The organism is Rhizobium sp. CFBP 13726, from assembly GCF_014841925.1.
Classification (GTDB): domain Bacteria; phylum Pseudomonadota; class Alphaproteobacteria; order Rhizobiales; family Rhizobiaceae; genus Neorhizobium; species Neorhizobium soli.
The window spans coordinates 876,662-902,504 of the sequence record NZ_JACYUU010000001.1; the positions used below are offsets into that span (position 1 = coordinate 876,662).

Sequence of the window (25,843 nt, forward strand, 5' to 3'; positions counted from 1 at the left end):
AGAAGTGAAAATGAAGGCTGGTTCAAAGTTCTTGAACGCAGTGTCGGCGGTTGCGCTGTCTGCTAGTGTTGTTGCGTCGGGCGCCGGTGTGCTGGTGCTTGCCTCTGCTCCCGCTGCCGAGGCAGCTACCATTCGTAGCGTACAGGTCCGCGGCGCTCAGCGCGCCGGCGAAGAAGCTGTCCGTTCGAACCTTACAATCCGTCCCGGCGTTGCATTCGCCGCGAGCGACATCGACGAGTCTGTGAAGCGTCTCTATGCGACCGGATTTTTCTCCGATGTCCGCATCAGCGTTTCCGGTAGCGCGCTTGTCGTTACCGTCAGCGAAAACAAGCTGATCAACCAGGTCGTCTTCAACGGCAACCGCAAGATCAAGGACGACAAGCTCGCTGGCGCCGTTCAGACGCAGCCACTTGGCCCTTACAACCAGTCCATGATCAACGCCGACATCGAGCGCATCCGCGAATCGTATCGCGCGATTGGTCGTAGCGACGTTGAAGTCACGACGCAGACCGCCGATGTCGGCCAAGGCCGCGTCAACCTTGCCTTCGTCATCAACGAAGGTGACCGCACCAAGATTGCCAACATCACCTTTGTTGGAAACCAGGCCTATGGCGACGGTCGTCTGAAGTCGACGATCATCACCAAAGAATCCGGTCCTCTGTCTTTCCTGACCCGCAAGGATGTCTACAGCGAAGACAAGCTGCGCGCCGACGAAGACACGCTCCGCCAGTTCTACTACAATCACGGCTATCCGGATTTCCGGGTCGTGTCGTCGCAGGCGGTTCTTGATGAGTCGACTAACCAGTACAACATCACCTTCACGGTTGAGGAAGGTGCTCGCTACCAGTACGGCAACATTGCCGTTGAATCGACGGTAGAAGGCATCTCCGGTCAGGACCTGGAGGGTCTCGTCGAGACCAATTCCGGCAGCACCTACGATGCCCGTGAAATCCAGAAGACGATGGATGCGATTTCGAAGCGCGTCTCGTCTGCCGGCTATCCGTTTGCGCGTGTCACGCCACGCGGCGATCGCAACTTTGAAAACCACACGATCGGCGTCTCCTATATGGTCGACCAGGGCGAGCGCGCCTATGTCGAGCGTATCGAGGTTCGCGGCAACACCCGCACCCGCGACTATGTTATTCGCCGCGAGTTCGACTTCTCCGAAGGCGATGCGTTCAATCAGGGGATGATTGCCCGCGCCAAGAAGCGTCTTGAGGCGCTTGGCTACTTCACCACCGTCAACGTGACGACGCAGCAGGGCAGCTCTGCCGACCGTGTCGTCGTGATCGTGGACGTCGAAGATCAGCCAACCGGTTCGTTCGGTATCGGTGCAGGTTACGCTGCTGGCGGTGACGGCTTCCTTCTCGAAGCATCCATCGAAGAAAAGAACTTCCTCGGTCGTGGCCAGTACATCCGCGTTGCGGCAGGTGCCGGTACGGACGACGCGCGCAGCTACAGCATCTCGTTCACCGAGCCTTACTTCCTCGGTTACCGTCTTGCTGCCGGCTTCGACATCTTCAAGAGCACGACCTCTTCGAACGATTACTACGACTATAGCGAACAGGGAATCACCCTGCGCGTAACGGCGCCGATCACTGAAGAGCTGGCGACGACGTTCCGCTACACCTACAAGACGATCAAGTACGAAGAAGACGGTGCTTTTGGTGGTGACGGCCTGCCGTTTACGCTTGATGACAAGGTGTCGCAGACCTACGCGAACCTGATCGACGAAGGCAAGTATACGCAGTCGTCAGTGTCGCAGTCGCTTGTCTACAACTCGCTGGACAGCCAGACGCTTCCACGTGAAGGTCTGTTTGCATCCTTCACGCATGAATATGCCGGCCTCGGTGGCGACTCCGACTTCTACAAGGTCACAGCCCGCGCCCGTTACTTCCACCTTCTTTCGACCGAAGCAGATCTGGTTGGTTCGATTGCCGTCGGTGGTGGTCATGTGTTCAAGACCGGTGATGATCTGAACGTCTTCGATCAGTTCACGATCGGCGGTCGTCAGATCCGTGGCTTCAAGAACGACGGTATCGGTCCGCGCACGGACGACCACGGCGATGCTCTCGGTGGCACCAGCTACTTCAATGCCTCGGCTGAAATGACGATGCCGATGCCGCTCATCCCGGAAGATGTCGGTTTCCGTGCCGCTGTCTTTGCTGACGCCGGTTCGCTGTTCGGCAATGAAACCAAGACTTTCGGTGACAAGGTCAACGGCACCGACATGTCGATCCGCGCCTCGGTCGGCGTTGGTGTCATGTGGGCTTCGCCGTTCGGCAACCTGCGCGTCGATTACGCCGAGCCGGTCGTCAAGGAAGACTTCGACGAGAAGCAGCAGTTCCGCTTCAGCATGGCGAACCAGTTCTGATCGTCTCCGGCCGCGAAAGCGGCCGGAAACCTGTTCTGGAGCTCAGGGTTCATGGACCATAACGAATTTTTCCCGCCTCATGATGGCGTGAGCCTGCGTGAGCTGGCCGCCCATCTTGGGGTTGAACTGCTTGACGAGCGTGCCGGTGACGAACTGGTGCGGTCTGTCTCGCCCGTTGCGCGTGCGCGCAAAGGCGATATCTGCTACATCCTCTCCAGGAAAAGCCGCGCCGATCTCGAGACCTGCGAAGCGTCGGCAATCCTTTGCGATCCGGGCCTGAAATCCATCATTCCAGATCACATTCCGGTGCTTGCGACGAAGAAGCCGCATACGGCTTTCGCAGAGGCCGGCGCGCTTCTGCATCCCATCGCGCTTCGTCCATCTCCGGTAACATCGCAGTCCGGCATTTCTCCGGCGGCCTTTGTCGATCCGACGGCGAGGCTCGAGCCTGGTGTCGAGATCGAGCCCATGGCGGTGATCGGTGCGCGTGTCGAAATCGGCAGCGGCACACGGATTGCTGCTGGCGCCGTGATCGGTGCTGACGTGAAGATCGGCCGCGACTGCACGATCGCCTCGGGCGCCAGCGTGCTGTCGGCATTGATCGGCAACAACGTCATCATCCACAATGGCGCCCGGATCGGTCAGGACGGCTTCGGCTATGCGCCCGGCCCGAAAGGCATGCTCAAGATCGTGCAGGTCGGTCGTGTCATCATCCAGGATCACGTCGAGATTGGCGCCAATACGACGATCGACCGCGGCACGATGGATGACACTGTGATCGGCGAGGGCACCAAGATCGACAATCAGGTTCAGGTCGGCCATAACGTCCGCATCGGTCGCCATTGCGGTATCGTGTCGGGCGTCGGCATTGCCGGATCGACCCGTATCGGCAATGGCGTAATGATCGGTGGTGCGAGCGGCGTTAACGGTCACATCTCGATCGGTGATGGCGTGCAGATCGCAGCGATGAGCGGCGTGGTCGCCGATATCCCGGCCGGGCAGACCTATGGCGGAATTCCGGCGCGGCCGATAAAAGACTTTTTGAGAGACATGGCGGAGATCATGTCGCGTTCCGATGACCGGGCGAAACGCCGAGGAGATAAGAAAAATGACGGATGAGACCAAGCCGGAGCTCGGCGCGGCCGACATTCAGGAAATCATGCGCCTTCTGCCGCATCGCTACCCGTTTCTCCTGGTCGACAAGATCATCGAGATCGATGGCGACAGCTCGGCTGTTGGCATCAAGAACGTGACGGCAAACGAGCCGCATTTCACCGGTCATTTTCCCGAGCAGCCGATTATGCCGGGCGTTCTTCTCGTCGAGGGTATGGCACAGACTGCCGGCGCGATCTGTGCGCGCAAGCAGGGTGGGGCCGGCAATCTCGTCTACTTCATGACGATCGACAACGCGCGTTTCCGCAAGCCGGTCGTGCCGGGTGACCGCGTGGAATTTCATGTCGTGAAGCAGAAGCAGCGTGGCAACATCTGGAAGTTCCATTGTGACGCCAAGGTCGATGGTCAGCTGGTTGCGGAAGCCGATATCGGCGCCATGATGCGCAAGGAAAGCGAATGAGCATGATCTCGGCCAGCGCGCGCATCCACCCTTCGGCCGTGGTCGAGGATGGCGCCGTGATTGGCGAGAACGTCGTCGTTGGACCGTTCTCCCATGTCGGCCCGCGCGTGGTGCTGAAGGACAATGTCGAGCTCATTTCGCATGCGGTCGTCAGTGGCAATACCGAGATCGGCAAGGGATGTCGGATCTTCCCGATGGCGGTCATCGGTGGTGTGTCGCAGAGCCTTCACGAAGCCGGTGAGGATTCGAGCCTGACCATTGGCGATAACTGCACGATGCGCGAAGGCGTGACGATGAACACCGGGACGACGGGCGGTGGTGGCAAGACGGTCGTTGGTGACAATTGCCTCTTCCTTGCAAATTCGCACGTCGCGCATGATTGCCAGCTCGGCAGCCATATCATCATGTCCAACAACGTGATGCTGGCTGGTCACGTGCAGGTCGCCGATCGTGCGATCCTGGGCGGTGGCTGCGCCGTTCACCAGTTTACCCGCATTGGTCGGCAAGCCTTCATCGGTGGGCTTTCCGCCGTCAACTACGACGTCATTCCGTTTGGCATGCTGAACGGCAATCCCGGTCTTCTGGGTGGCCTGAACGTCGTCGGCATGACCCGCGCCGGCATTGATCGCGCAACGATCCATATCGTTCGTCGCGCATTCAAGAAGATCTTCGAAGGCGAGGCAAATGTTCGCGCCAATGCCGCAGCGATCCGCGACGAGTTTGCCGATTGCCCGGAGGCCATGGAAATCATCGATTTCATCACAGCCGATAGTGACCGCGCGATCTCATCGCCTTTCCGCAGGAAGGGCTGATGGTCGCGGCCGGCGCCCCTGGCCAAGCGCGAGAGGGCCGGCTGGCGATTATCGCCGGTAAAGGCTTTTTGCCAGCCTACCTGGCGGATGCCGCACGTGTTGCAGGCGAAGATCCGTTCATCATCCAGCTGAAGGATGAGGCGGATCATCGCTTTGACGGGTTCGACCATGTGTCGCTGGGCGTCGGCGATCTCTCAGGGATCGAGAAGAGTTTTCGCGAAAGAGGCATCTGTCGCGTCGTGATGTCGGGCGGCGTCGCAAGGCGCCCTGAATGGCGCGACATTCATCCAACCTTCAAGACCCTGATCAAATTGCCCTCCGTCGTGCGCACACTGCTATCAGCCGGCGATGACGCAGTGCTGCAGATGGTGATCAAGTTGATCGAGGCCATGGGTTGCGAAGTTCTGGGTGCCCACGACATCGCGCCGGGCCTGCTGGCGAAGGTCGGTCCGCTTGGCCAAGTGTCTCCAGGCGGTGACGATCTGCGCGATATCGAACGCGGTGTCGAGGCTGCGAGTGCGCTCGGCAATCTCGATATCGGCCAGGGCGCTGTCAGCGTCGGCGGCCGCGTTGTGGCACTCGAAGGTGTCGAGGGAACTGACCGGATGATGCAGCGCGTTGCCGAACTGCGCGCCGAGGGACGTATTTCCACGCGTCGCAAGGGCGTGCTCGTCAAGCTCTGCAAGCTCCACCAGGATATGCGCGCGGACCTTCCCACCATCGGACCATCCACCGTCGAACATGCCGTCGCGGCCGGGCTGGCGGGGATCGCCGTGGAAGCGGGCAGGGCGCTGGTGCTGGAAGAAGCAAAGCTAATCAAAGCTGCTGACGCCCACGGCATTTTCGTCTGCGGAATCGATCAGGCCCTTCCGTCGAGAGGATTGTGATGAACCAAGGTTTGAAGGTTGCCGTCATCGCCGGCGAAGTGTCGGGCGATCTCTTAGGGGCGGACCTCATCGCAGCACTGAAGGCGTCCTACCGCGGTCCCGTCGAACTGATCGGGGTGGGCGGTGATGCACTGTCGGCCCAAGGCCTTCTGTCGCTGTTCGATTTCTCCGAACTATCGATCATGGGCATCACCCAGGTGCTCGCGCGTCTTCCCAACCTGATCCGTCGCATCAACCAGACGGCGGCTGCGATCGTCGCCGCAAAGCCCGATGTGCTTGTCATCGTCGATAGCCCTGACTTTACCCACCGAGTGGCAAGAAAGGTGAGGGCGGCCCTGCCGGATCTGCCGATCGTTGATTATGTCTGCCCGAGTGTCTGGGCTTGGAAGGAATATCGTGCCAAGGCGATGCTCTCCTATGTCGACCTCGTTCTTGCCGTGCTTCCCTTCGAGCCGGAAGCGATGCGACGGCTGCAGGGTCCGCAGACAGTGTTCGTCGGTCACCGGCTGACCAATGATGCGGATCTCCTGAGGGTCCGTGCTGCGCGCGCCGAGAGGCCGGTCAAGACCTCCGCCGACAAGAAGACGATCCTCTTGCTTCCGGGCTCCCGGTCAGCCGAAATCAAGGCACTCCTACCCGTGTTCGGCGAGGCTGCGCGCGAGTTTTCGGATCGCAATGGTGAGACCCGGTTCCTGCTTCCGACGGTACCGCGCCGGGAAGAACTGGTGCGTGAGATGGCCGCAGATCTGCCGGTTCATGTCGAGATTACCACGGATACAGCCGGAAAATGGGCTGCCTTCGCAGAGGCGGACGTGGCGCTGGCGGCTTCAGGGACGGTTATCCTGGAACTGGGGCTTGCGACGGTTCCCGTTGTCTCGGCTTACAAGACGGACTGGCTGATCAAGCTTCTGGCCGGCCGCATCAAGATCTGGACCGGCGCGCTTCCGAACCTGATCGCCGACTACCCGGTCGTTCCCGAGTATGTCAACGAGGTCGTGCGACCCGGAAGCCTCAGCCGCTGGGCGGAACGTCTGTCCGCCGACACGCCGGAGCGCCGTGCGATGCTCGACGGGTTCGCACTTGCCTGGCAGAGACTGGACGTCCCTGTTCCGCCTGGAGAGGCCGCAGCAGGTGCGGTACTCGAACTGTTAGACAACAAAAAACCCGTTCATCGCTGAACGGGTTTTTCTTTTCGCAAAGCCTAATTCAGCGCCTAGCGCTTCGAAACGGGCGTGTAGTCACGCTGCGCTTCGCCGGTATAGAGCTGGCGCGGACGACCGATACGCTGCTGCGGATCTTCGATCATTTCGGCCCACTGGGCGATCCAGCCGACGGTACGCGCAAGCGCGAACAGAACGGTGAACATCGTCGTGGGGAAGCCCATCGCCTTCAAGGTGATGCCCGAATAGAAGTCGATGTTCGGGTACAGCTTCTTTTCGATGAAGTAGGGGTCCGTCAGAGCAATCTTCTCGAGTTCCATGGCGACCTGCAGAAGCGGATCGTCCTTGTGACCGAGTTCCGCCAGCACTTCATGCGTGGTCTTCTGCATGATCTTGGCGCGCGGATCGTAGTTCTTGTAGACGCGGTGACCAAAGCCCATCAGACGGAACGGATCGTTCTTGTCCTTGGCACGGGCGATGTATTCCGGGATCTTGTCGACGGTCCCGATCTCGGTCAGCATGTTGAGCGCTGCTTCGTTGGCGCCGCCGTGAGCGGGGCCCCAGAGGCAGGCAATGCCGGCAGCGATACAGGCGAACGGGTTTGCACCCGAGGAACCTGCGAGGCGAACCGTCGAGGTCGACGCGTTCTGTTCGTGATCCGCGTGCAAGATGAAGATGCGATCCATGGCGCGCGACAGGACCGGGTTGACCTTGTATTCTTCGCACGGCACAGCAAAGCACATGCGCAGGAAGTTGGAGGCGTAATCCAGGTCGTTCTGCGGATACACGAAGGGCTGGCCGATATGGTACTTGTAGGCCATGGCGGCGAGCGTCGGCATCTTGGCGATCATGCGCAGCGACGCAACCATCCGCTGGTGCGGATCGGTGATGTCGGTGGAATCGTGATAGAAGGCCGAGAGAGCGCCCACGCAACCGCACATGACGGCCATAGGATGCGCATCGCGGCGGAAGCCGGTGAAGAAGCGGCTCATCTGCTCGTGGACCATGGTGTGCATGGTTACGCGATGATCGAAGTCCTTCTTCTGGGCAGCCGTCGGCAGTTCTCCATAGAGAAGCAGATAGCAGGTTTCCAGAAAGTCACCCTGTTCAGCAAGCTGCTCGATCGGGTAGCCGCGGTGCAGGAGAACACCCTTGTCGCCGTCGATATAGGTGATCTTGGATTCACAGGATGCAGTCGACGTGAAGCCGGGGTCGTAGGTGAAGGCACCGGTTTGCTTGTACAGGGCTGCGATATCGATAACATCCGGCCCAATGGTGCCCGATCGCACCGAGAGGTCGACTGTCTTATCACCAAGTACGAGATTTGCGCTTTGTTCCGTCATTCTGATCCTCCAACCTGTTGGCGGCATGGCGCCCAGAAAGCGCCATAAGAGTTAAGCGTCGCAAGTTAGCTATATGATCCTAAAGGTGATGCCAAGCGCTCCTGCGACATTTTGTGCAGCGCGAAAATAATTTAGGCAGGCCACGTTTAAAAGATGCCCAACCTCATGGTGTAAGAGGCCGTAACGTGAAGGAAAACCGCAGCTTGGCGAATGTGTTGACGAGGAGAATATAAACGCGCAGGTTGCGTTTATCAATCACCGTCTCTGCAGCGGAGCCGGCGGGATAAACCATCATGGCGAATGGCGGAGCGATTTTTGAGGCAGCCAGCAGCAAGCCGATGATGCTTGCTTCGACACCCCACGCAATCGCACTCTGGACGCCCGAATCGGCATCGCAGACAATGCCCGCGGAAGTCCGGAATGATGGTCGAAACGACCATCATTCCGAGGATGTTTTCCTAGGATATGTGGTCAGAGACCGGCCCGTTTCCAAATGGCTGAGCACGTCGTTGAGCGAGGAGGTTTCCCACGGTCATGGGTTCCTCTTCCTGCCTGTCTTGCTGGGCGCCGGCGCTGCGTTCTGGTTCGCACTTCCTTGGACGCCATCGCCATTCATTCTCGCAACCATGCTTGCGATCTCGATGGTGACCGCAGGGCTGACACGGTATCGCGCGCATCCACTGTCTCGTGCCAACCTTGTAATCTGCCTGCTTCTCTCCGGTTCTGCACTGGCGGCGCTCGAAACCTGGCGGTGTTCGACGGTCGTGCTCGATTCGCCCGTCACGACGACCATCAGCGGGATTGTCGAACGACGCGAAGCCGATGCACAGCGCCGCTGGCGCTATATCCTCAGGATCGAGCAGACATCTGAGCCCTCGCTTTCACGACCGCCACAGCGCGTCTCGGTTCTTGCCAGAAGCCAACACGAACCTGCAGACATCGGAGAGCGCGTTTCCGGCCGTGCCCGTCTGTCGCCACCCTCTGGCCCGGCGCTTCCCGGATTGAACGATTTCGCCTTCTCCTCCTACTTCGATCAAATCGGGGCCGTTGGCTTCTTTTACGGCGCGCCTAGCGTACAACCGGCGATCGATGACCAACCCGGGTTATGGTCGGACATGCAGCGAGGGCTTTTTGCGCTTCGCAGCGCAATCGGCAGTCGCATCCGCGATACGGTCAAGGGGGATGCGGGCGCTTTTGCTGCCGCAATCGTGACCGACGAGCGCCGTGCAATTTCCCGTGAGACGACCGAGGCGCTTCGTCTGTCCGGGCTGGCCCATATCGTCGCGATCTCAGGCCTGAACATGGCGCTGGCAGCCGGTATCTTCTTCGTCGGCGTCCGCTCCGTCCTGTCGCTGTTTCCAGGCTTTGCGCAGGCCTATCCGATCAAGAAGTTTGCCGCGTTCGGTGCGCTTGTCATGGCGACCGCCTATTACCTGATTTCCGGGTTCGGGGTTTCCGCCGAGCGGGCCTATATCATGATGGCGGTGATGCTGGTCGCCGTGCTCGTCGATCGACCCTCCATCAGCCTTCGCAACGTCGCCCTTTCGGCAATCATCATCCTCGCCATCTCGCCGTCGGAGATTTTGGGTCCGAGTTTCCAGATGTCGTTTGCGGCAACCGCGGCACTGGTGGCAGGGTTCGCCCTCTGGACGCGATATTTCGCGAAAGGAAAGGAGGAGACAAAAGGTAGCAACCATTGGATAACGGGTGTCGCGGCGACGTTCCATTTCATTGCCGGGATCGTGGTGACGTCGCTGATCGGCAGTACGTCGACGTCGATCTATTCGATCGAGCATTTCCACCATCTGACCACCTACGGCCTCGCGGCCAATCTCGCGGCCATGCCGATCATTTCCTTCGTGGTGATGCCGGCAGGGCTTGTTGGCATGTTGCTGATGCCGTTCGGGCTGGATGCTCCCTTTCTGTTCATCATGGGCGAGGGGCTGCGGATCGTCATTCGCATTGCCGAGATCGTCGCCGCATGGGGCGGCGATATTGCCATCGGCCGGCAGAACCCGCTTTTCCTGCCTCTGGCGACGGCAGGCTTTCTGCTTCTGACGCTGCTGCGCACGCCGCTGAGGTTGACAGGCGCGCTGTTCATGGCGGTGGCTTTGCTCTTTGCGGTCCGCTCAGGCTCGGCGCCGAGGCCTGATATCGTCATATCCGAAGACGGCGCATCGGTCGGCGTGATCCAGGATGACAAGATCACCCTCAATCGAACCCGACCGCCGGGATTTATCTACGATCAATGGCGGCGAGCGCTGGTGCTTGAGACCGGAGAACAACCGCTCGCCTTGCCGGTTCTTGCCTCTTCGGAACCAGCGCGAGGTGCCAGCCTTGCGAAAAGCGATGACAGACCATCTGGACCACATTCGCGACCGGATTTGACGCGCCGGGAAATCGAATATGTCAGGGGTTTTCTTCAAGCATTGAAGCCCGGACGATTCGCCTGTCTGCCGAAAATCCTGTGCGCGGCGCAGACTGCTCAGGACATCCGGATCGTCACTATCGAAGACAACCGATACACCGGTCTTGCCTGCGATTTCGGTCGGATCATCGTCTCGCCCGGCGCACGCTTCGATACTTGCCGCTCCGGCGCCTTGCTTCTCAGCGGGCGGACGTTGCGCCGGACTGGCGCACTGGAAATCACCATTATTCCGAACGCGACAGCGCCAGACATCAAGATTACGGCGGCGATGCGAGACAGCGCACAGACCTCAAGCCGTCCGTGGACCGTCCACCGGTTCTATGACTGGCGAACGCGACAACTCGACTTTGGCATCCCGGAGGCTGTTGCTGCGCATCTCCGGGATGACAGCGTTCTTAATGATAGCGGCGAATAAGGCCGACAAGCTTGCCCTGGACCTTCACCCGGTCGGGCGGGAAGATGCGGGTCTCGTAAGCCGGGTTTGCAGCTTCCAGTGCGATCGAGGCACCCTTGCGGCGAAACCGCTTCAGGGTCGCTTCTTCCTCATCGACAAGGGCAACGATGATATCGCCTGGACTTGCGGTGCTGGTATTCTTGATGATGACGGTATCGCCATCGAGGATGCCGGCATCGATCATCGAATCGCCCTTCACTTCGAGCGCGTAATGATCGCCGGAACCCAGCATCTCGATCGGAACGGCGATGTCATGGGTGTTGTTCTGGATCGCGGAGATCGGCACGCCGGCAGCGATTCGACCCATGACCGGAATGTTTGTCGAGAACGGATTGTCCGCCATGACCGGCGCCGGCTTCTGAGCGACGACCGGTTGCGTTTTGCCGAGGCTTCCCTCGATGACACTGGGAGAAAATCCCCGTCGCGGATGAAGGTTCGCCACATAGGCGTCAGGCAGCTTGATCACTTCGAGCGCGCGTGCTCTGTTCGGCAGACGGCGAATAAAGCCACGCTCCTCGAGCGCGGTGATCAGCCTATGGATGCCGGACTTCGATGCAAGGTCGAGAGCGTCCTTCATTTCGTCAAACGACGGCGGCACGCCTGATTCTTTCATCCGCTCGTGGATGAACAGAAGTAACTCCTGTTGCTTGCGTGTCAGCATGGACGGGACCCTCAGAATTGGAAACAAATGCAGAACGGACGCTATATGTTCTATCTGTGTTCCGCAAGCCCCAAATTTCTGCTCAAGAATAGTCTCATTTCAGCGTTCGATCACGTATTCAGTTCGTGCGCAGCACTTGCCGAGTTTCCCGCGATAGCCAATGTTCTGCGGAATAAGACTTTGGGGGTGTAAGTGGGTAACAAGTCAGTCGATCATTTGGTTCTGCCCGTTGCAGATCTGGCGTCAGCGCGGGGGAGGTTGACCGCTCTCGGCTTTACTGTGGCACCTGAAGGTGTTCACCCTTTCGGCACAGCCAATGCCTGCATATTCTTCGCGGATGGCTCGTACCTCGAGCCACTGGCCATTGTGAACCGTCGGCAAGCCTCGCTTGCGGCAAAACGAGGCAACGTGTTCACCGATCGCGACATCCGCTTTCGCGGCCAGCGGAAAAGGGAAGGTCTATCGGCGGTGGTCGTCGGGACGCAGGATGCAGCGGCCGATCATAGCCGTTTTGTGGACGGGCACATGTCTGCGGGCGAGATGCTTCAGTTCTCCCGCCCGATGCAGTTGCCCGATGGTGGGGAGAGCGAAGTCTCATTCCGTCTGGCGTTCGCGGCAGTCCCCGAGGTCGATGACATCTTGCTGTTTTCCTGCCAGCGAATGGCCGCATTACCGGCAGATCGCGGTGGTCTAGATGAGCACGCAAACGCCGTTACAGGCCTTCGAGAGATCGTCTTTTCTGCAGATGACCCGCTGGAGTTTCTGCCGCTTCTCGAAACCGTGTTCGAGACGCAACCCGAGCAAGGGAAAGACGGTCTGCGGATCGAAGCTGCCAATGCCAGCATCCGCATTCAATCCAACGACACGTTCAGCGACGAGTTCCGGTCTTCGATGAAGCCCTTGTTATCGTCGCGCCTCGCTGCGCGCGGGATCATCTTCAAGACCACCGATCTCGCCGTGACAGAGATCACCCTTGCTGCTAATGACGTCGCATTCATCCGCAGGGATGGCCGCGTGATCGTGTCGGCAGCCCCGGGGCAAGGTGTGGTTTTCGGTTTCGAGGAATAGTGAAATGACAGTCTCCGCCAATTCTGAAGTGTCCGTGGGCGAGGGGAGTTCGAAAGTCGTTTTCTCAAACACGGCAAAGCTCTCGCTGATTGCCGGTCCCTGTCAGATGGAAAGCCGCGATCATGCGTTCATGATCGCCGGCACGCTTGTCGAACTCTGCAAGAAGCTCGGCATCGGCCTCGTCTACAAATCCTCCTTCGACAAAGCCAACCGCACGTCGATCTCCGGCAAGCGCGGCATCGGCTTGGACAACGCGATGGCAATCTTTGCCGATCTCAAGAAGGAATACGGCTTTCCGGTTCTGACCGACATCCACACGGAAGAGCAGTGCGGCCTCGTGGCCGACACGATCGATATCCTGCAGATCCCCGCCTTCCTGTCGCGCCAGACCGACTTGCTGGTCGCGGCTGCAAAGACGGGTTGCGCGATCAACGTCAAGAAGGGGCAGTTCCTGGCACCCTGGGACATGAAGAATGTTCAGGCGAAGTTCCTAGAAAGCGGCAATCCCAATGTGATGCTCTGCGAGCGCGGTGCGTCGTTCGGCTACAACACTCTCGTTTCCGACATGCGTTCGCTGCCGATCATGGCGTCGCTCGGAAGCCCTGTTATTTTTGACGCAACCCATTCCGTCCAGCAGCCAGGCGGCCAGGGCGGCTCTTCCGGCGGCCAGCGCGAGTTTGTCGAAACGCTTGCCCGTGCAGCCGTCGCAGTCGGTGTTGCCGGCGTCTTCATCGAAACCCACGAAGATCCTGACAACGCACCGTCTGACGGTCCGAACATGGTCTACCTGAAGGACATGCCGCGGCTTCTGGAAAAGCTGCTGGCCTTCGACGCCATCGCAAAAGGCTGACGGCGTCGAAAAACCGCCGAATTGACTGGACTGTAATCCGCGTGTCATCGACGATCGCACAATGTCGATGACACGCCTGTTCGCTGAGCCTGCGAATTCAGGCTCGCACATTAACCGAGGAGAGACCCTTGACCGCCATTACCGACATCATCGCTCGCGAAATTCTGGACAGCCGTGGCAATCCGACCGTCGAGGTGGATGTTTATCTGGAAGACGGCTCGATGGGCCGCGCCGCCGTTCCGTCCGGTGCCTCCACGGGTGCGCATGAAGCCGTCGAACTTCGCGATGGTGGCAAGCGCTATGGTGGCAAGGGCGTCGAAAAGGCTGTCGAAGCCGTCAACACCGAGATCTTCGACGCGATCGGCGGCTTCGATGCCGAAAGCCAGATCCACATCGACAAGACCCTGATCGCGCTCGACGGCACCCCGAACAAGTCGCGCCTGGGTGCAAACGCCATTCTCGGCGTCTCGCTTGCCGTTGCCAAGGCCGCAGCCGAATCGTCCGGCCTGCCGCTCTATCGCTATATCGGCGGCGCCTCCGCCCATCTTCTGCCGGTCCCGATGATGAACATCATCAACGGCGGCGCTCACGCCGACAACCCGATCGATTTCCAGGAATTCATGATCATGCCTGTCGGCGCCGAGACGCTGAAGGATGCCGTGCGCATGGGTGCGGAAATCTTCCACGTCCTCAAGAAGGAACTGGCAGCGCAGGGCCACAACACCAATGTCGGCGACGAAGGCGGTTTCGCACCGGGCCTGAAGAGCGCGCCGGAAGCCCTCGACTTCATCATGAAGTCGGTCGAAAAGGCCGGCTACCGGCCGGGCGATGACGTCCACCTGGCGCTCGATTGCGCAGCCACCGAGTTCTTCAAGAACGGCAAGTATGAGCTGGAAGGCGAAGGCCGTTCGCTGGAGCCCGAAGCAATGGCTGATTACCTGGCAGAACTTGCCGGCAAGTACCCGATTATCTCGATCGAAGACGGCATGTCGGAAGACGACTGGGCCGGCTGGAAGTATCTCACCGACAAGATCGGTTCCAAGGTTCAGCTCGTCGGCGACGACCTGTTCGTGACCAACTCGGCCCGTCTGCGCGATGGGATCCGTCAGGGCACAGCCAACTCGATCCTCGTCAAGGTCAACCAGATCGGCTCGCTCACCGAAACGCTCGATGCTGTCGAAACAGCGCACAAGGCAAGCTACACGGCCGTCATGTCGCACCGTTCGGGTGAGACGGAAGACTCGACAATTGCCGATCTCGCAGTTGCCACCAACTGCGGACAGATCAAGACCGGTTCGCTGTCGCGCTCGGATCGTCTGGCCAAGTACAACCAGCTCATCCGCATCGAGGAAATGCTGGGTCCTCAGGCTGCCTACGCGGGCCGCTCGATCCTCAAGGCCTGATCATTCCGGTCGACTGAGGCAAAATATTCGAGAGCCCGCGCCACTTGCGCGGGCTTTTGCGTTTTACAATTCGTGATCACACCGTACCAAAAACCGATAGGTCAGTATTGTTGACCTGTCGGAACTTATGTAAACCGAAGCCAAGAATATTGAAATAAAAGGAAACGCCCGTGCTTGATTGGGACCATATTTTCGCGACGCGCTCCAGCCGCATGAAAGCCTCCGAGATCCGCGAATTGCTGAAGCTGCTGGAGCAGCCGGACATCATTTCGTTCGCCGGCGGCATTCCGGATCCGGCACTGTTTCCGGCCGAGGAATTCCAGAAGGCCTATGCGGATATCTTCTCAGGCGCTCAGGTGAACTCGGCGCTGCAGTATTCGGTCAGCGAAGGCTACAAGCCGCTACGCGACTGGATCGTCGCCGATGTCGCCAAGATCGGCATCGACTGTACCGCCGACAACGTTTTCATCACGTCAGGCTCCCAGCAGGCGCTCGATTACCTCGGCAAACTGTTTCTGTCGCCGAACGATACGGCGCTGGTGACATGGCCGACATATCTAGGTGCGCTCTCCGCATTCAACGCCTATGAGCCGACCTACGATCAGCTCTCGGTCAACGGCAACCGCACGCCGGAAGCCTATCGCGAGACGGCGTCGAAAGCCGGTGGCTCGGTGAAGTTTGCCTATCTGTCTGCCGACTTCTCCAATCCGACCGGCGAGACGATCGATCTCGCAGGCCGCGAAAAGCTTCTGGCACTGGCCGACGAACTCGATATCGCGATTCTCGAAGATGCCGCATACCAGAACCTGCGCTTCGATGGCGAACCGGTCTCGCCGATCCTCGCTCTCGACATCGCCCGCAGCGGCGGCATCGAAAAGACCCGCACGATCTACAGCGGCAGCTTCTCAAAGACGCTTGCACCCGGTCTGCGCGTCGGCTTCGTCATCGGAGCGATGCCGGTCATCCGCAAACTGGTGCTGTTGAAGCAGGCGGCCGATCTGCATTCGTCGACGATCAACCAGATCGCCGTCGAGCATGTCGCTTCGCGCGGTTTCGATGAACAGGTTGCCAAGATCAAGCGGGTCTATAGCGGCCGCCGCGATTCCATGCTGGCGGCACTCGCGAAATACATGCCGAAGGGAACGACATGGACAAAGCCCGAAGGCGGTATGTTCGTGTGGCTGACGCTGCCGGAGGGCATGGACGGTGCCGAGCTTCTGGCGAAGTCGCTGGCAACCGAAAAGGTCGCCTTCGTGCCCGGCAAGGCGTTCTACGCCGACGGCAGCAACGCCAACACGCTGCGCATCAGCTTCTCCTGCGCCAACGACGAGATGATCGACGAGGGTATCAAGCGGCTCGGAAGACTGATCGGCAATGCCGAGACCCGCGAGCACGAAGCGCTCCCGATCATCTGAATATCGGTGTACTGAGAAAGGCGAACCAGCGATGGCTCGCCTTTCTCACATACTGTTGGCGACCTGTTCACCTGCAGGTGACGCTCGGCTTGGGGCGCCGCCTATCGTGCCGACGCGGCCTTCTCCGAGGCGCCCAGCACGTCCGACCGTAAACGACGCCAATCAAATCACCAGGCGGTGACGTTGATCAGGGGTTGCGCCACGGGACGCCGTCGGGCAGTTTTGCGCCCGGTATATGAGGAGGAGTTTGCATTGGCGCGTCCCTACAGCATCTATGACGTTTTCACCGACGCTAAGCTTTCCGGCAACCCGCTTGCGGTCATCTTCGATGCAGATGGTCTCGACGATGGCGCGATGCAGGCCATTGCCAAGGAAATGAACCTCTCGGAGACGGTGTTCGTCCAGTCGTCGACAAACACCACCCATTCGGCAAAGCTGCGAATCTTCACACCGGGCCGGGAGCTTCCGTTCGCGGGACATCCGACGGTCGGGACGGCCATCGCCCTTGCCGAGCGCACCAACGGGCGCGACAGCGATCTCGATCTGGTCTGCGTCCTTGAAGAGGCGGTCGGTCCGGTTCGGTGCGCCGTGCGTTTGCGCCAGGGGGAGGTGGGGTTCGCCGAGTTCGATCTGCCGAAGAAGTCGCAGCGGATCGACCTAGCTTTGAACCGTCAGGGCATCGCGGACGCGCTCGGCGTCGAGCTGACGGATATCGGGTTCGAAAACCACGTCGCGTCGATCTGGAGCGCCGGTGTGCCCTTCCTGATGATCCCGCTGCACAATCTTGCAACTGTCCAGGACATGGAATTCGATGCGCCGCTTTGGGAGAAGGTCGCTCCCTTCGTCGAGGGTGCGCTCGCTTCGGCCTATGTCTATTGCCGCGGCGGCGTTCATCATCAGGCGAAATTTCATGCCCGAATGTTCTCGCCGGATATGGGCATCGCTGAAGACCCAGCCACGGGTGGGGCGGTAGCGGCATTGTCCGGCGCGATCCATCATTTCGACGGCCTGCCAGATGGGCATTACCCTTTTCTGATCGAGCAAGGCGTCGAGATGGGACGTCCGTCCTTTATCCATCTCCATATCGATGTGCAGGAAGGGGCCATTGCAAAAGCCCGGATCGGCGGACAAGCGATCCGACTTGCCGAAGGCATTATCGAAATCTAGGCGATATTTTTCAACCCGTTGATTTTGTTACCATAAGTCCGGATGTCCTCGCAAAGGCAGTTCGCTGGCGCAAAAAAGACGCCGCTGATCCAACAAATTTCGCGGGAGGTGCTGGACAAGCCCAAACTTCCTCTTTATACGGCCCTCACACCGGCGGAAACGACGCTTCGCCAAACCGGTTACGGGTGATTAGCTCAGTTGGTAGAGCAGCTGACTCTTAATCAGCGGGTCGTAGGTTCGAGCCCTACATCACCCACCAAATCAATCCTTTACATCGAAATGTTCAAATGCCGGTTTCACCGGCAGATGGCGTTTCCGTTACCGTTGACGACGCAGTTTCGCTGCGTCGCGCCGACGCTTCCGGGGCGTGGTGAGGGCCGTTCCTCGATGACACCGGGTCTGCGTCCACCCATATGTCCCGAGACGCCATCGCCTTGTGGCCGTCCTTCAAAATTCTCGTTTCCATAGGTGCCGTAATATCCGCCCGTCCCATCCGGCTGAATTTCGGTATTGCGAAACTGCTGTGCTTCAGCCGGCAAGGCGGCGAGCGTGACCGCAAAGGCAGCGATCAGGGTTCTCATCGGAATCTCCTCCCGTATGATAGTCTATCACAATCTGAATAGCGCAACTCTGGGGCCTCCTGCCGAGCAAATGTCGGCTTTTTTGTACCACCCTGCATTTGTCTCGGGCGAGGTTGCAATTCGTTCGGAACCCTCTGCGCGCGCATGCATTTTGTCCGCATGTTGAAAATCTGCGGAGCATCCTCGTCGTGAAAGCGATCCTTCTACTTCTGAGCGGGCTTGTCTTGGCCGTCACGGTCTTCTTGAGTGGCGTTGCGGCTACGGCCTATCTCATTGCCGAGCCGGCGCCTCATCGCTTTTCCAACGTTGACCATCCTGATCTCTGGACCTCGACACCCGTGGTCGTGAGCAGCGGCGATCAGCGTTACGAGCGGATTGCTGCCGTGACCGCAAAGATCGATCTGCCGGCGTCGGATGCGCAGGGGCAGCCCGTAGCTGCCCAGGACCAGGCGACGGATGCGGTGGATGGCGTCCAGACGGCTTCCTTGGATGAGGCAGACCAGGCGTCGGTAGATCCTGTGTCCGATGCATCGGTTAACCAGGCGCATGCCGACTGGTGCTTCGCGCGCTACCGTTCCTACAGGCTCGAGGACAACACCTACCAGCCTTACAGGGGTGGCCAGCGTCGGGCTTGCCAGTCACCGGTCGCCATGTCGCATGGTCAGGACAACATTGTTTCTGGCAACGAAGACACCGGCATCGAAGAGCAGGGGCTGGTTCAGCAGGTCAGCGCCACGAGCACGATGATCGGGCGTGGTCAAGACGGCCGTCTTGTGCGTGAAACTGACCGCTCGTCTTCGCCGCAAAACGCCTCATACGACGCAACATCCATGGGGAACCCGGCGCACGAAGAGTGGTGCCTGTCGCGCTATCGTTCATACCGCCCCAATGACAACAGCTACACGTCCTACGGCGGCATGCGCCGCACGTGTCAGTCCCCCTACGGCTGAGACCTAACTCAGCCCGTTTTCAGCAATGTGACCGTCGGCTGTTCGTCTTCCTTCAAGCCTTGAACCAGTTTGGCAAGCCAATCCACGAAGACCCGGACCTTGTTGGAAAGGTGCCGGGTTTGCGGGTAGACAATGTAGAGCGGCAGCGGTTCGCACTCCCATTCGGCGAAGATCTCGATGAGTTCGCCCTTTTGCACGTGGTCCTGGACCATGAACCGCGCCGCCTGCGCGATCCCGAGCCCCGCGACCGCCGCGTTGACGTAGGAGCGCGCATCATTCACCGAGACAACGTAACGCGGTATGATCTCCAGCGTCTCGTCCTCTTTGCAAAAGTCGAAGGTCATGATCCGGCCGGCCGTCGCGTTCAGGTAACCGACAGAGAAATGGTCGGTCTCCAGATCTCGCGGATGGGTCGGCATACCGAATCGCTCAAGATATTTCGGGGATAGGTAATTGCGCATGCGAAGCTCGCCGACTTTACGCGCGATCAGCGACTGGTCCTTGGGCGTGCCGCCTCGAAGAGCACAGTCGACATTTTCAGCAATGTAATCAACCAGCCGGTCGCCGACCCCGATATCCAGCTGGATCTGCGGGTAGCGCTGGTAGAATTCGCACAGGTTGGGGATCACCACGAGGTCGGCGAACGCGCCTGCCATCTCGACACGCAGTCGGCCGGTGGGCTGGTTCTGCGATTTCGACATCGTGCCGTCGAGTTCTTCAAGCTCCGACAGGATCTGCACGGCGCGCTCGTAGTAGAGTGCTCCATCGGTCGTGACCATCACCCGACGTGTCGTGCGGTTGAGGAGCTTCGTGCGCAGATGCGCCTCCAGACCCTGGACCATGTTGGTGGCCGTGGTCTTGGGAATATTGAGGGTCGCGGCAGCACGCGTGAAGTTGCCCGTTTCGACGACGCGCACGAAGACGCGCATAGAGGAAAGCTGGTCCATCGTTATCCCGTTCGAAAAGTTGTATTATTCGCCTATCCGGAACAGTGTTGCCGATTTCAGCGACTTGCGAGTTCTGTCAGGAACAATAATATCAGGGTCAAGTTATTCGGCAAGATGCCTTTCGCCAATGTGGCTTTTTGGCTCCATAGCGAGGAGGACTGGATGACGGACTGGAACAAGAACGCGGATATCGAATGGGCAGGCCTGCCCGTTTGCATACACCGTTACGAAGGCCAGCCGGCAGCCAAGGTCGCGCCGATTATACTCTATCTGCGCGGCTCCGCATTCCAGCAAGATGGCGTGCGGGACCGTGAAACGCCGATCGGCAGAGTCTTTTCGGAGGCGGGTTCGATCGTTGTCGAGGCGGATTATGGTGCCGCCTCCGGCAATTTGTTTCCGCAGGCAATGGAATGCGCCTTCGCGGCGTTGACCTATCTCAGCAGCAACCGCAAGCGCTTCGGGTCCACCCGTTCTCCGCTTTTCATTGCAGGCGACGAGGCAGGCGGAAATGTGGCAGCGGGCGTGGCTTTGAAGGCGCGAGATCAATTGCCGGGCGAACTTCGGGGGCAGATCCTTCTGTCGCCGATGATCGATCCGATGATGGCCTCGAAATCGTTTCGTCGGGCCGACGAAATCGGCATGCGCGAAATATGGTCCGACGGTTGGAGCCATTATTTGCGTTCGGCCTGCGGTTTCCAGCATCCCTATGCTGCGCCCTGTCTGTGTTCGCGGCTATCCGGTCTTGCGCCGGCTCTGGTCGTGAGCTCGGAAGACGATCCGCTGCATGACGAGGTTGTCAACTATGCGGACCGGCTCGAAGCCTCGGGCGTCTCGGTCAGGCAGAAAATATTCCCGAAAGGCGCAGGCTGGACGGGTGTTTACAAGGGCGGGCAGGGGAACTGGATGGCGGGTCTATCCGCCGAGTTCAAAGGCTTCGTCGAAACGTTGAGTGAATAAGCAGACGTCGATTTCTAGCGTTTGACAACGGTTTTCTCCTCCTCCCTGGGGCAGGACCGTCAGGAGATCATGATTATGTTGAAGATCAAAAACTGGGCCCCGTGGGGCGCCGGAATAAGTGTTGCTGCGCTCATTGCAGGCGCTTCGCTCTCTATCGATACGCCGACAGGCGCCCATGCGGCCCCCGCGGAAGCGGCGGCTCAGCCGGCGGTGCCGGTCACGGTTGCCGCCGTGCAGCCGAAGAACGTCACCACCTGGCAAGAGTTTTCCGGCCGTCTGGAAGCTGTTGATCGCGTCGAGGTTCGCCCAAGGGTGGCCGGCGCAATCCTGTCCGTGCATTTCCGTGAAGGCGGTCTCGTAAAGGAAGGCGATCTTCTGGTCTCGATCGATCCCGAGCCCTACAAGGCAGCCGTCGCTCAGGCGGAGGGACAGATGGCATCCGCCCAGGCAAGGCTTGATTATGCCGACACCGAGCTGGAACGGGGCAGGACGCTCGCCTCGCGCAACACCATATCGCAGAGCGATCTTTCGCAGCGTCAGAGCGCCCGCGCCGAAGCGATCGCCAATGTACAGGCAGCGAGGGCAACGCTGAAATCGGCGCAGATCAATCTGGATTATACCCAGATCCGTGCCCCGATCTCCGGGCGTGCAGGTCGCATTGAAGTCACCGTCGGCAATCTCGTGGCGGCAGGCTCTGCCTCGGCGGTGCTGACGACGCTCGTGTCGAGCAGCCCGATCTACGCAAGCTTTGATGCAGCCGAAGAACTGGTGGCCCGCACACTGGCCCAGGTCGACGTCAAGGACGGCGTGCCGGCGATTGGCGACGTTCCGGTTGAGGCCAGCACGCTCGCGTCAACGACGCCTGTCCGTGGCAAGCTGCAGCTGATCGACAACGAGGTCAACGCGGCGAGCGGCACGATCCGCGTCCGCGCTGTCTTCGACAATCCGGGCGGGCGCTTGATCCCCGGTCAGTTCGTGCGGGTCCGCATGGGTGAACCCAAGGCCGAAGATCGCCTTCTCGTCAGCGAAAAGGCGATCGGCACCGATCAGGACAAGAAGTTCGTGCTGGTTGTCGAGGCGGGCGACAAGGTCGGCTACCGGCAGGTTCAGCTCGGATCGGTGATCGATGGTCAGCGGATCGTCGAAAAGGGCCTTTCTGCCGGCGATCGTGTCGTCGTCAGCGGGCTACAGCGCATCCGCCCGGGCGCGATCGTGGCACCGCAGGACGAAGTCGCCACCAAGTGACTTGATGCGGTCTGCTTTTTCCTAACTGGAAGGGGCGGGCCGCAACCAAAACTACAATTGCGAGACACGGTAAGCACTCGCGGCCTGCACAGGCCGCGAGAGGGGAGCCTGTTGTTTCTGTTCGACCCTGGAGAGAGGGCTTAGACAATGAATATTTCAAGATTTTTCATCGACAGACCGGTTTTTGCCGGCGTCCTGTCGATCCTGATCGTGGTCGCCGGCCTGCTTGGCATGCGCGCACTTCCGATTTCCGAATATCCGAACGTGGTTCCGCCTTCGGTCGTGGTGAAAGCGACCTATCCCGGCGCCAATCCGGTCGTGATTGCCGAGACGGTTGCGACTCCGCTAGAAGAGCAGATCAACGGCGTCGAAGACATGCTCTACATGTCGAGCCAGGCCACATCGGACGGCGTTATGACGCTGACCGTGACCTTCAAGCTCGGCACAGATCCGGACAAGGCGCAGCAGCTGGTGCAAAACCGCGTCAGCCAGGCTGAACCGCGCTTGCCATCCGAGGTGAGGGCGCTCGGCATCACCACGATCAAAAGTTCGCCCGACTTCATCATGGTCGTCAACCTTGTCTCGGATAGCGACCGTTATGACCTCACCTACCTTCGCAACTACGCGACGCTGAACGTCAAGGATCGCCTGGCGCGGATCGAGGGCGTCGGTCAGGTCCAAGTCTTCGGCGCTGGCGACTATTCCATGCGTGTCTGGATCGATCCGCAAAAGGCTGCCGAGCACAATCTCGCGGCAAGCGATGTGACGGACGCAATCCGTGCGCAGAACGTCCAGGCCGCAGCCGGCATTATCGGTGCCTCGCCGAACCTGCCGGGCACCGATCTGCAGCTCAACGTCAACGCGCAGGGACGTCTGCAGTCGCCTGAAGAGTTCGCCAACATCATCGTCAAGAGCGGCTCCAACGGCGAGATCACCAGGCTTCGCGACGTCGCAAGGGTCGAGATGGGGGCCGCCGACTATACGCTGCGTTCGCTTCTCGACGGACGTCCGGCAGTCGCCATCCCGGTCCTGCAGGCTCCGGGCTCGAATGCGATCGAGATCGCCGATACGGTCCGCGCGACCATGGATCAGCTCCAACTGGCGATGCCGGAAGGTGTGAAATACGAGATCGTATATGACACCACGCAGTTCGTCCGTTCGTCGATCGAAAAGGTCGTCGATACGCTGCTTGAAGCTATCGCGCTGGTCGTCATCGTCGTCATCGTCTTCCTGCAGACCTGGCGTGCCTCGATCATTCCGCTGATCGCGGTTCCGGTCTCGATCATCGGCACGTTCGCCGTGATGTATGCACTCGGCTTCTCGATCAACGCGCTGACGCTGTTCGGCCTGGTGCTGGCGATCGGTATTGTCGTGGATGACGCGATCGTCGTCGTCGAGAATGTCGAGCGCAATATCGAAAACGGTCTCAATCCGCGCGACGCCACCTACAAGGCAATGCGCGAAGTCTCCGGACCGATCATCGCGATCGCGCTCGTTCTCGTCGCCGTGTTCGTGCCGCTCGCCTTCATCTCGGGCTTGTCCGGCCAGTTCTACCGCCAGTTCGCGCTCACCATCGCCATCTCGACGGTGATCTCGGCGATCAACTCGCTGACCCTGTCGCCGGCACTGGCAGCTCTTCTGCTCAAGGGGCATCATGCCCCGAAGGACCGGCTGACGCGTGGCATGGACTGGCTGTTCGGCTGGTTCTTCCGCGGCTTCAACCGGGTCTTCGGTTCCGCTTCGAACGGTTATGGCCGCACGGTGGGCGGGCTTTTGTCGCGCAAGAGTATCGTCATGGTGATCTATCTCGCCCTGATCGGTGCAACCTACAGCGTGTTCAACGCGGTGCCGGGCGGCTTTGTGCCGGCGCAGGACAAGCAGTATCTGATCGGCTTTGCACAGCTGCCGGATGGGGCAACGCTCGACCGTACCGAAGATGTGGTGAAGCGCATGAGCGACATCGCCCTGAAGCAGCCGGGCGTCGAGCATGCGATTGCATTCCCGGGCCTGTCGATCAATGGTTTCACGATCGGATCGAATTCCGGCATCGTCTTCGCGGTGCTTGACGACTTCGAGAACCGCACGACGCCGGAGCTTTCGGGCGGCGCCATCGCCATGGCACTGAACCAGAAGTTTGCCGGTATCCAGGATGCCTTCATCGCCATGTTCCCGCCGCCGCCGGTCAACGGCCTCGGCACCACGGGCGGCTTCAAGCTGCAACTCGAAGACCGTGCCGGTTACGGTTACCAGGCACTGGACGATGCAACCAAGGCCGTGATTGCCAAGGCCATGCAGGCTCCGGAACTGGCGGGCATCTTCTCCAGCTTCCAGATCAACGTCCCGCAGCTGTTTGCCGATCTCGACCGTGCCAAGGCCGAACAGCTGGGCGTATCCGTCACCGACGTGTTCGAGACGCTGCAGATCTATCTCGGCTCACTCTACGTCAATGACTTCAACGCCTTCGGCCGTACCTACAGCGTAAGGGTGCAGGCGGATGCGCAGTTCCGTGCAAAGCCCGAGGATATCGGTGCATTGAAAGTCCGCTCGCAATCGGGCCAGATGATCCCTCTATCGGCGCTCCTCAAGGTGGACGCCCAGACGGGACCGGAACGCACCACGCGCTACAACGGCTTCCTCGCCGCCGATATCAACGGAGCGCCGGCACCTGGCTTTTCCTCCGGTCAGGCGGAAGCGGCGATCACCAAGATCCTCGACGAAACACTGCCGTCAGGCGTTGCCTTCGAGTGGACCGATCTCACCTACCAGCAGATCCTGGCCGGCAATTCGAGCATCATCGTGTTTCCGCTCGCCCTGCTGCTGGTCTATCTTGTGCTGGCGGCGCAGTACGAAAGCCTGACGCTGCCGATTGCGATCATCATGATCGTGCCGATGGGCGTGCTGGCGGCACTGACGGGTGTCTGGCTGACGGGAGGCGACAACAACATCTTCACCCAGATCGGGTTGGTGGTGCTGGTCGGACTGTCGGCGAAGAACGCGATCCTGATCGTGGAATTCGCCCGCGAGCTGGAGTTCGAAGGCCGAACGCCGTTCGAGGCTGCAGTCGAATCCAGCCGCCTTCGCCTTCGCCCGATCCTGATGACGTCGATGGCCTTTATCATGGGCGTGGTGCCGCTGGTCGTGTCCACCGGTGCCGGTGCGGAAATGCGCGTCGCCATGGGCATCGCGGTATTCTCCGGCATGATCGGGGTGACCTTCTTCGGCATCTTCATGACGCCGGTCTTCTATATGCTGGCGCGCCTGATGACCGGAATGCGGCCCCTGCGGCAGCACGGTTTGGAGGCGCCGCCCGCTCTCTCTCCAGCGGAGTAGCTGGCCTCCAAGCCCTGCGGGTTCTTCCTCTGGAAGGATCCGCAGGGCATTTTCAATTGTGCCAAGCCATAATGGGCCAGGGTTAACCTTACCCCGTAACCATTGGTAAAGGCTGTGATTGCGCTGCTTACCAATCGGTGGCAATCAGTTCGCACGCCCCTCGTAGCTCAAAGCCAGAGCAGCTGCTTCGTTTGCAGCCGATCCAGGTTCGATTCCTCGGCAGGGGCACCATCTTCCT

20 protein-coding genes, 2 tRNA genes and 1 pseudogene are annotated in these 25,843 nt (G+C 59.8%); 19 read left to right on the top strand and 4 right to left on the bottom strand.

The window, feature by feature from the left end:
- Positions 1–10: 10 nt before the first annotated feature.
- Genes bamA through lpxB form a run of 6 tightly spaced genes read left to right on the top strand, consistent with a single transcriptional unit; the run spans position 11 to position 6,824 of the window.
- The gene (gene bamA / locus IFT66_RS04335; protein ID WP_062580420.1) at positions 11–2,374 is read left to right on the top strand and encodes an outer membrane protein assembly factor BamA; all 2,364 of its coding nucleotides are present in this window, start codon (positions 11–13) and stop codon (positions 2,372–2,374) included.
- A 51-nt stretch (positions 2,375–2,425) separates the two neighbouring features.
- Positions 2,426–3,493, top strand: a complete 1,068-nt coding sequence (gene lpxD, locus IFT66_RS04340) for a UDP-3-O-(3-hydroxymyristoyl)glucosamine N-acyltransferase (RefSeq protein WP_092662185.1) — start codon at positions 2,426–2,428, stop codon at positions 3,491–3,493.
- Positions 3,483–3,947 (top strand): 3-hydroxyacyl-ACP dehydratase FabZ, encoded by a 465-nt coding sequence (gene fabZ / locus IFT66_RS04345; RefSeq protein ID WP_062457291.1) that lies wholly within the window; start codon positions 3,483–3,485, stop codon positions 3,945–3,947. The genes lpxD and fabZ overlap by 11 nt, the downstream gene beginning before the upstream one ends.
- The gene (gene lpxA / locus IFT66_RS04350) at positions 3,944–4,759 is read left to right on the top strand and encodes an acyl-ACP--UDP-N-acetylglucosamine O-acyltransferase (RefSeq protein ID WP_113110933.1); all 816 of its coding nucleotides are present in this window, start codon (positions 3,944–3,946) and stop codon (positions 4,757–4,759) included. The genes fabZ and lpxA overlap by 4 nt, the downstream gene beginning before the upstream one ends.
- On the top strand, positions 4,759–5,646 hold the full coding sequence (locus IFT66_RS04355) for an LpxI family protein (RefSeq protein ID WP_192076836.1): 888 nt from the start codon (positions 4,759–4,761) through the stop codon (positions 5,644–5,646). Before lpxA ends, IFT66_RS04355 begins: the two co-directional genes overlap by 1 nt.
- Positions 5,646–6,824 (top strand): lipid-A-disaccharide synthase, encoded by a 1,179-nt coding sequence (gene lpxB / locus IFT66_RS04360; RefSeq protein WP_192076837.1) that lies wholly within the window; start codon positions 5,646–5,648, stop codon positions 6,822–6,824. The genes IFT66_RS04355 and lpxB overlap by 1 nt, the downstream gene beginning before the upstream one ends.
- A 35-nt stretch (positions 6,825–6,859) precedes the next feature.
- Here lpxB and gltA read toward each other — a convergent pair whose 3' ends face one another.
- Complete coding sequence (gene gltA / locus IFT66_RS04365; RefSeq protein WP_062457278.1) at positions 6,860–8,149, bottom strand: citrate synthase; 1,290 nt, start codon at positions 8,147–8,149, stop codon at positions 6,860–6,862.
- Between the two features lie 293 nt (positions 8,150–8,442).
- Here gltA and IFT66_RS04370 point away from each other — a divergent pair, with 293 nt between their 5' ends.
- Entirely contained in the window at positions 8,443–10,992 is a 2,550-nt protein-coding gene (locus IFT66_RS04370) for a ComEC/Rec2 family competence protein (RefSeq protein ID WP_192076838.1), read from the top strand.
- On the opposite strand, the gene lexA is transcribed toward IFT66_RS04370, so the two are convergent.
- Positions 10,973–11,692 (bottom strand): transcriptional repressor LexA, encoded by a 720-nt coding sequence (gene lexA, locus IFT66_RS04375; RefSeq protein ID WP_062457274.1) that lies wholly within the window; start codon positions 11,690–11,692, stop codon positions 10,973–10,975. The genes IFT66_RS04370 and lexA overlap by 20 nt on opposite strands.
- 192 nt (positions 11,693–11,884) lie before the next feature.
- On the opposite strand from lexA, the gene IFT66_RS04380 reads away from it, so the two are divergent.
- The 6 genes from IFT66_RS04380 (at position 11,885) to IFT66_RS04405 (ending at position 17,854) form a co-directional block, all read left to right on the top strand.
- Entirely contained in the window at positions 11,885–12,760 is an 876-nt protein-coding gene (locus tag IFT66_RS04380) for a VOC family protein (protein ID WP_192076839.1), read from the top strand.
- 4 nt (positions 12,761–12,764) lie between these two features.
- Positions 12,765–13,610: a 3-deoxy-8-phosphooctulonate synthase gene (gene kdsA, locus IFT66_RS04385; protein WP_192076840.1), complete on the top strand. Its 846-nt coding sequence runs from the start codon at positions 12,765–12,767 to the stop codon at positions 13,608–13,610.
- A gap of 128 nt (positions 13,611–13,738) precedes the next feature.
- Complete coding sequence (gene eno / locus IFT66_RS04390) at positions 13,739–15,013, top strand: phosphopyruvate hydratase (RefSeq protein WP_062457265.1); 1,275 nt, start codon at positions 13,739–13,741, stop codon at positions 15,011–15,013.
- Positions 15,014–15,183: 170 nt separating this feature from the next.
- Entirely contained in the window at positions 15,184–16,428 is a 1,245-nt protein-coding gene (locus IFT66_RS04395) for an aminotransferase class I/II-fold pyridoxal phosphate-dependent enzyme (RefSeq protein WP_113110926.1), read from the top strand.
- 252 nt (positions 16,429–16,680) lie between these two features.
- A complete protein-coding gene (locus tag IFT66_RS04400) occupies positions 16,681–17,595 on the top strand; it encodes a PhzF family phenazine biosynthesis protein (protein ID WP_192076841.1) in 915 nt (304 codons plus the stop codon).
- A 183-nt stretch (positions 17,596–17,778) separates the two neighbouring features.
- A tRNA-Lys gene (locus tag IFT66_RS04405) sits at positions 17,779–17,854 on the top strand.
- A 37-nt stretch (positions 17,855–17,891) separates the two neighbouring features.
- Here the strand turns inward: IFT66_RS04405 and IFT66_RS04410 are convergent.
- Complete coding sequence (locus IFT66_RS04410; protein ID WP_192076842.1) at positions 17,892–18,176, bottom strand: hypothetical protein; 285 nt, start codon at positions 18,174–18,176, stop codon at positions 17,892–17,894.
- Positions 18,177–18,721: 545 nt separating this feature from the next.
- Between IFT66_RS04410 and IFT66_RS23885 the strand changes: the two are divergent.
- Both IFT66_RS23885 and IFT66_RS23890 read left to right on the top strand, forming a co-directional pair.
- Positions 18,722–18,814: pseudogene (locus IFT66_RS23885) on the top strand (BA14K family protein); the annotation flags it as partial.
- A 192-nt stretch (positions 18,815–19,006) separates the two neighbouring features.
- Positions 19,007–19,126, top strand: coding sequence for a BA14K family protein (locus IFT66_RS23890; protein ID WP_446737870.1), 120 nt, complete (start codon positions 19,007–19,009; stop codon positions 19,124–19,126).
- A gap of 8 nt (positions 19,127–19,134) precedes the next feature.
- Here the strand turns inward: IFT66_RS23890 and IFT66_RS04420 are convergent, their stop codons facing one another.
- Complete coding sequence (locus IFT66_RS04420) at positions 19,135–20,073, bottom strand: LysR family transcriptional regulator (RefSeq protein WP_192076844.1); 939 nt, start codon at positions 20,071–20,073, stop codon at positions 19,135–19,137.
- 162 nt (positions 20,074–20,235) lie between these two features.
- On the opposite strand from IFT66_RS04420, the gene IFT66_RS04425 reads away from it, so the two are divergent.
- From IFT66_RS04425 to IFT66_RS04440, 4 genes are all read left to right on the top strand, one after another.
- Positions 20,236–21,030: an alpha/beta hydrolase fold domain-containing protein gene (locus IFT66_RS04425; protein ID WP_192076845.1), complete on the top strand. Its 795-nt coding sequence runs from the start codon at positions 20,236–20,238 to the stop codon at positions 21,028–21,030.
- Positions 21,031–21,102: 72 nt separating this feature from the next.
- Positions 21,103–22,275, top strand: coding sequence for an efflux RND transporter periplasmic adaptor subunit (locus tag IFT66_RS04430; protein WP_192077133.1), 1,173 nt, complete (start codon positions 21,103–21,105; stop codon positions 22,273–22,275).
- A gap of 147 nt (positions 22,276–22,422) precedes the next feature.
- The gene (locus IFT66_RS04435; protein WP_174196713.1) at positions 22,423–25,605 is read left to right on the top strand and encodes an efflux RND transporter permease subunit; all 3,183 of its coding nucleotides are present in this window, start codon (positions 22,423–22,425) and stop codon (positions 25,603–25,605) included.
- Between the two features lie 155 nt (positions 25,606–25,760).
- Positions 25,761–25,836: transfer RNA gene (locus IFT66_RS04440), tRNA-Thr, on the top strand.
- Positions 25,837–25,843 lie beyond the last annotated feature (7 nt).

Coding starts and splice junctions, on each gene's coding strand:
- bamA (WP_062580420.1), top strand. CDS start 11: ATGAAGGCTGGTTCAAAGTTCTTGAACGCAGTGTCGGCGGTTGCGCTG.
- lpxD (WP_092662185.1), top strand. CDS start 2,426: ATGGACCATAACGAATTTTTCCCGCCTCATGATGGCGTGAGCCTGCGT.
- fabZ (WP_062457291.1), top strand. CDS start 3,483: ATGACGGATGAGACCAAGCCGGAGCTCGGCGCGGCCGACATTCAGGAA.
- lpxA (WP_113110933.1), top strand. CDS start 3,944: ATGAGCATGATCTCGGCCAGCGCGCGCATCCACCCTTCGGCCGTGGTC.
- IFT66_RS04355 (WP_192076836.1), top strand. CDS start 4,759: ATGGTCGCGGCCGGCGCCCCTGGCCAAGCGCGAGAGGGCCGGCTGGCG.
- lpxB (WP_192076837.1), top strand. CDS start 5,646: ATGAACCAAGGTTTGAAGGTTGCCGTCATCGCCGGCGAAGTGTCGGGC.
- gltA (WP_062457278.1), bottom strand. CDS start 8,149: ATGACGGAACAAAGCGCAAATCTCGTACTTGGTGATAAGACAGTCGAC.
- IFT66_RS04370 (WP_192076838.1), top strand. CDS start 8,443: ATGGCGAATGGCGGAGCGATTTTTGAGGCAGCCAGCAGCAAGCCGATG.
- lexA (WP_062457274.1), bottom strand. CDS start 11,692: ATGCTGACACGCAAGCAACAGGAGTTACTTCTGTTCATCCACGAGCGG.
- kdsA (WP_192076840.1), top strand. CDS start 12,765: ATGACAGTCTCCGCCAATTCTGAAGTGTCCGTGGGCGAGGGGAGTTCG.
- IFT66_RS04410 (WP_192076842.1), bottom strand. CDS start 18,176: ATGAGAACCCTGATCGCTGCCTTTGCGGTCACGCTCGCCGCCTTGCCG.
- IFT66_RS23890 (WP_446737870.1), top strand. CDS start 19,007: ATGGGGAACCCGGCGCACGAAGAGTGGTGCCTGTCGCGCTATCGTTCA.
- IFT66_RS04420 (WP_192076844.1), bottom strand. CDS start 20,073: ATGGACCAGCTTTCCTCTATGCGCGTCTTCGTGCGCGTCGTCGAAACG.
- IFT66_RS04425 (WP_192076845.1), top strand. CDS start 20,236: ATGACGGACTGGAACAAGAACGCGGATATCGAATGGGCAGGCCTGCCC.
- IFT66_RS04435 (WP_174196713.1), top strand. CDS start 22,423: ATGAATATTTCAAGATTTTTCATCGACAGACCGGTTTTTGCCGGCGTC.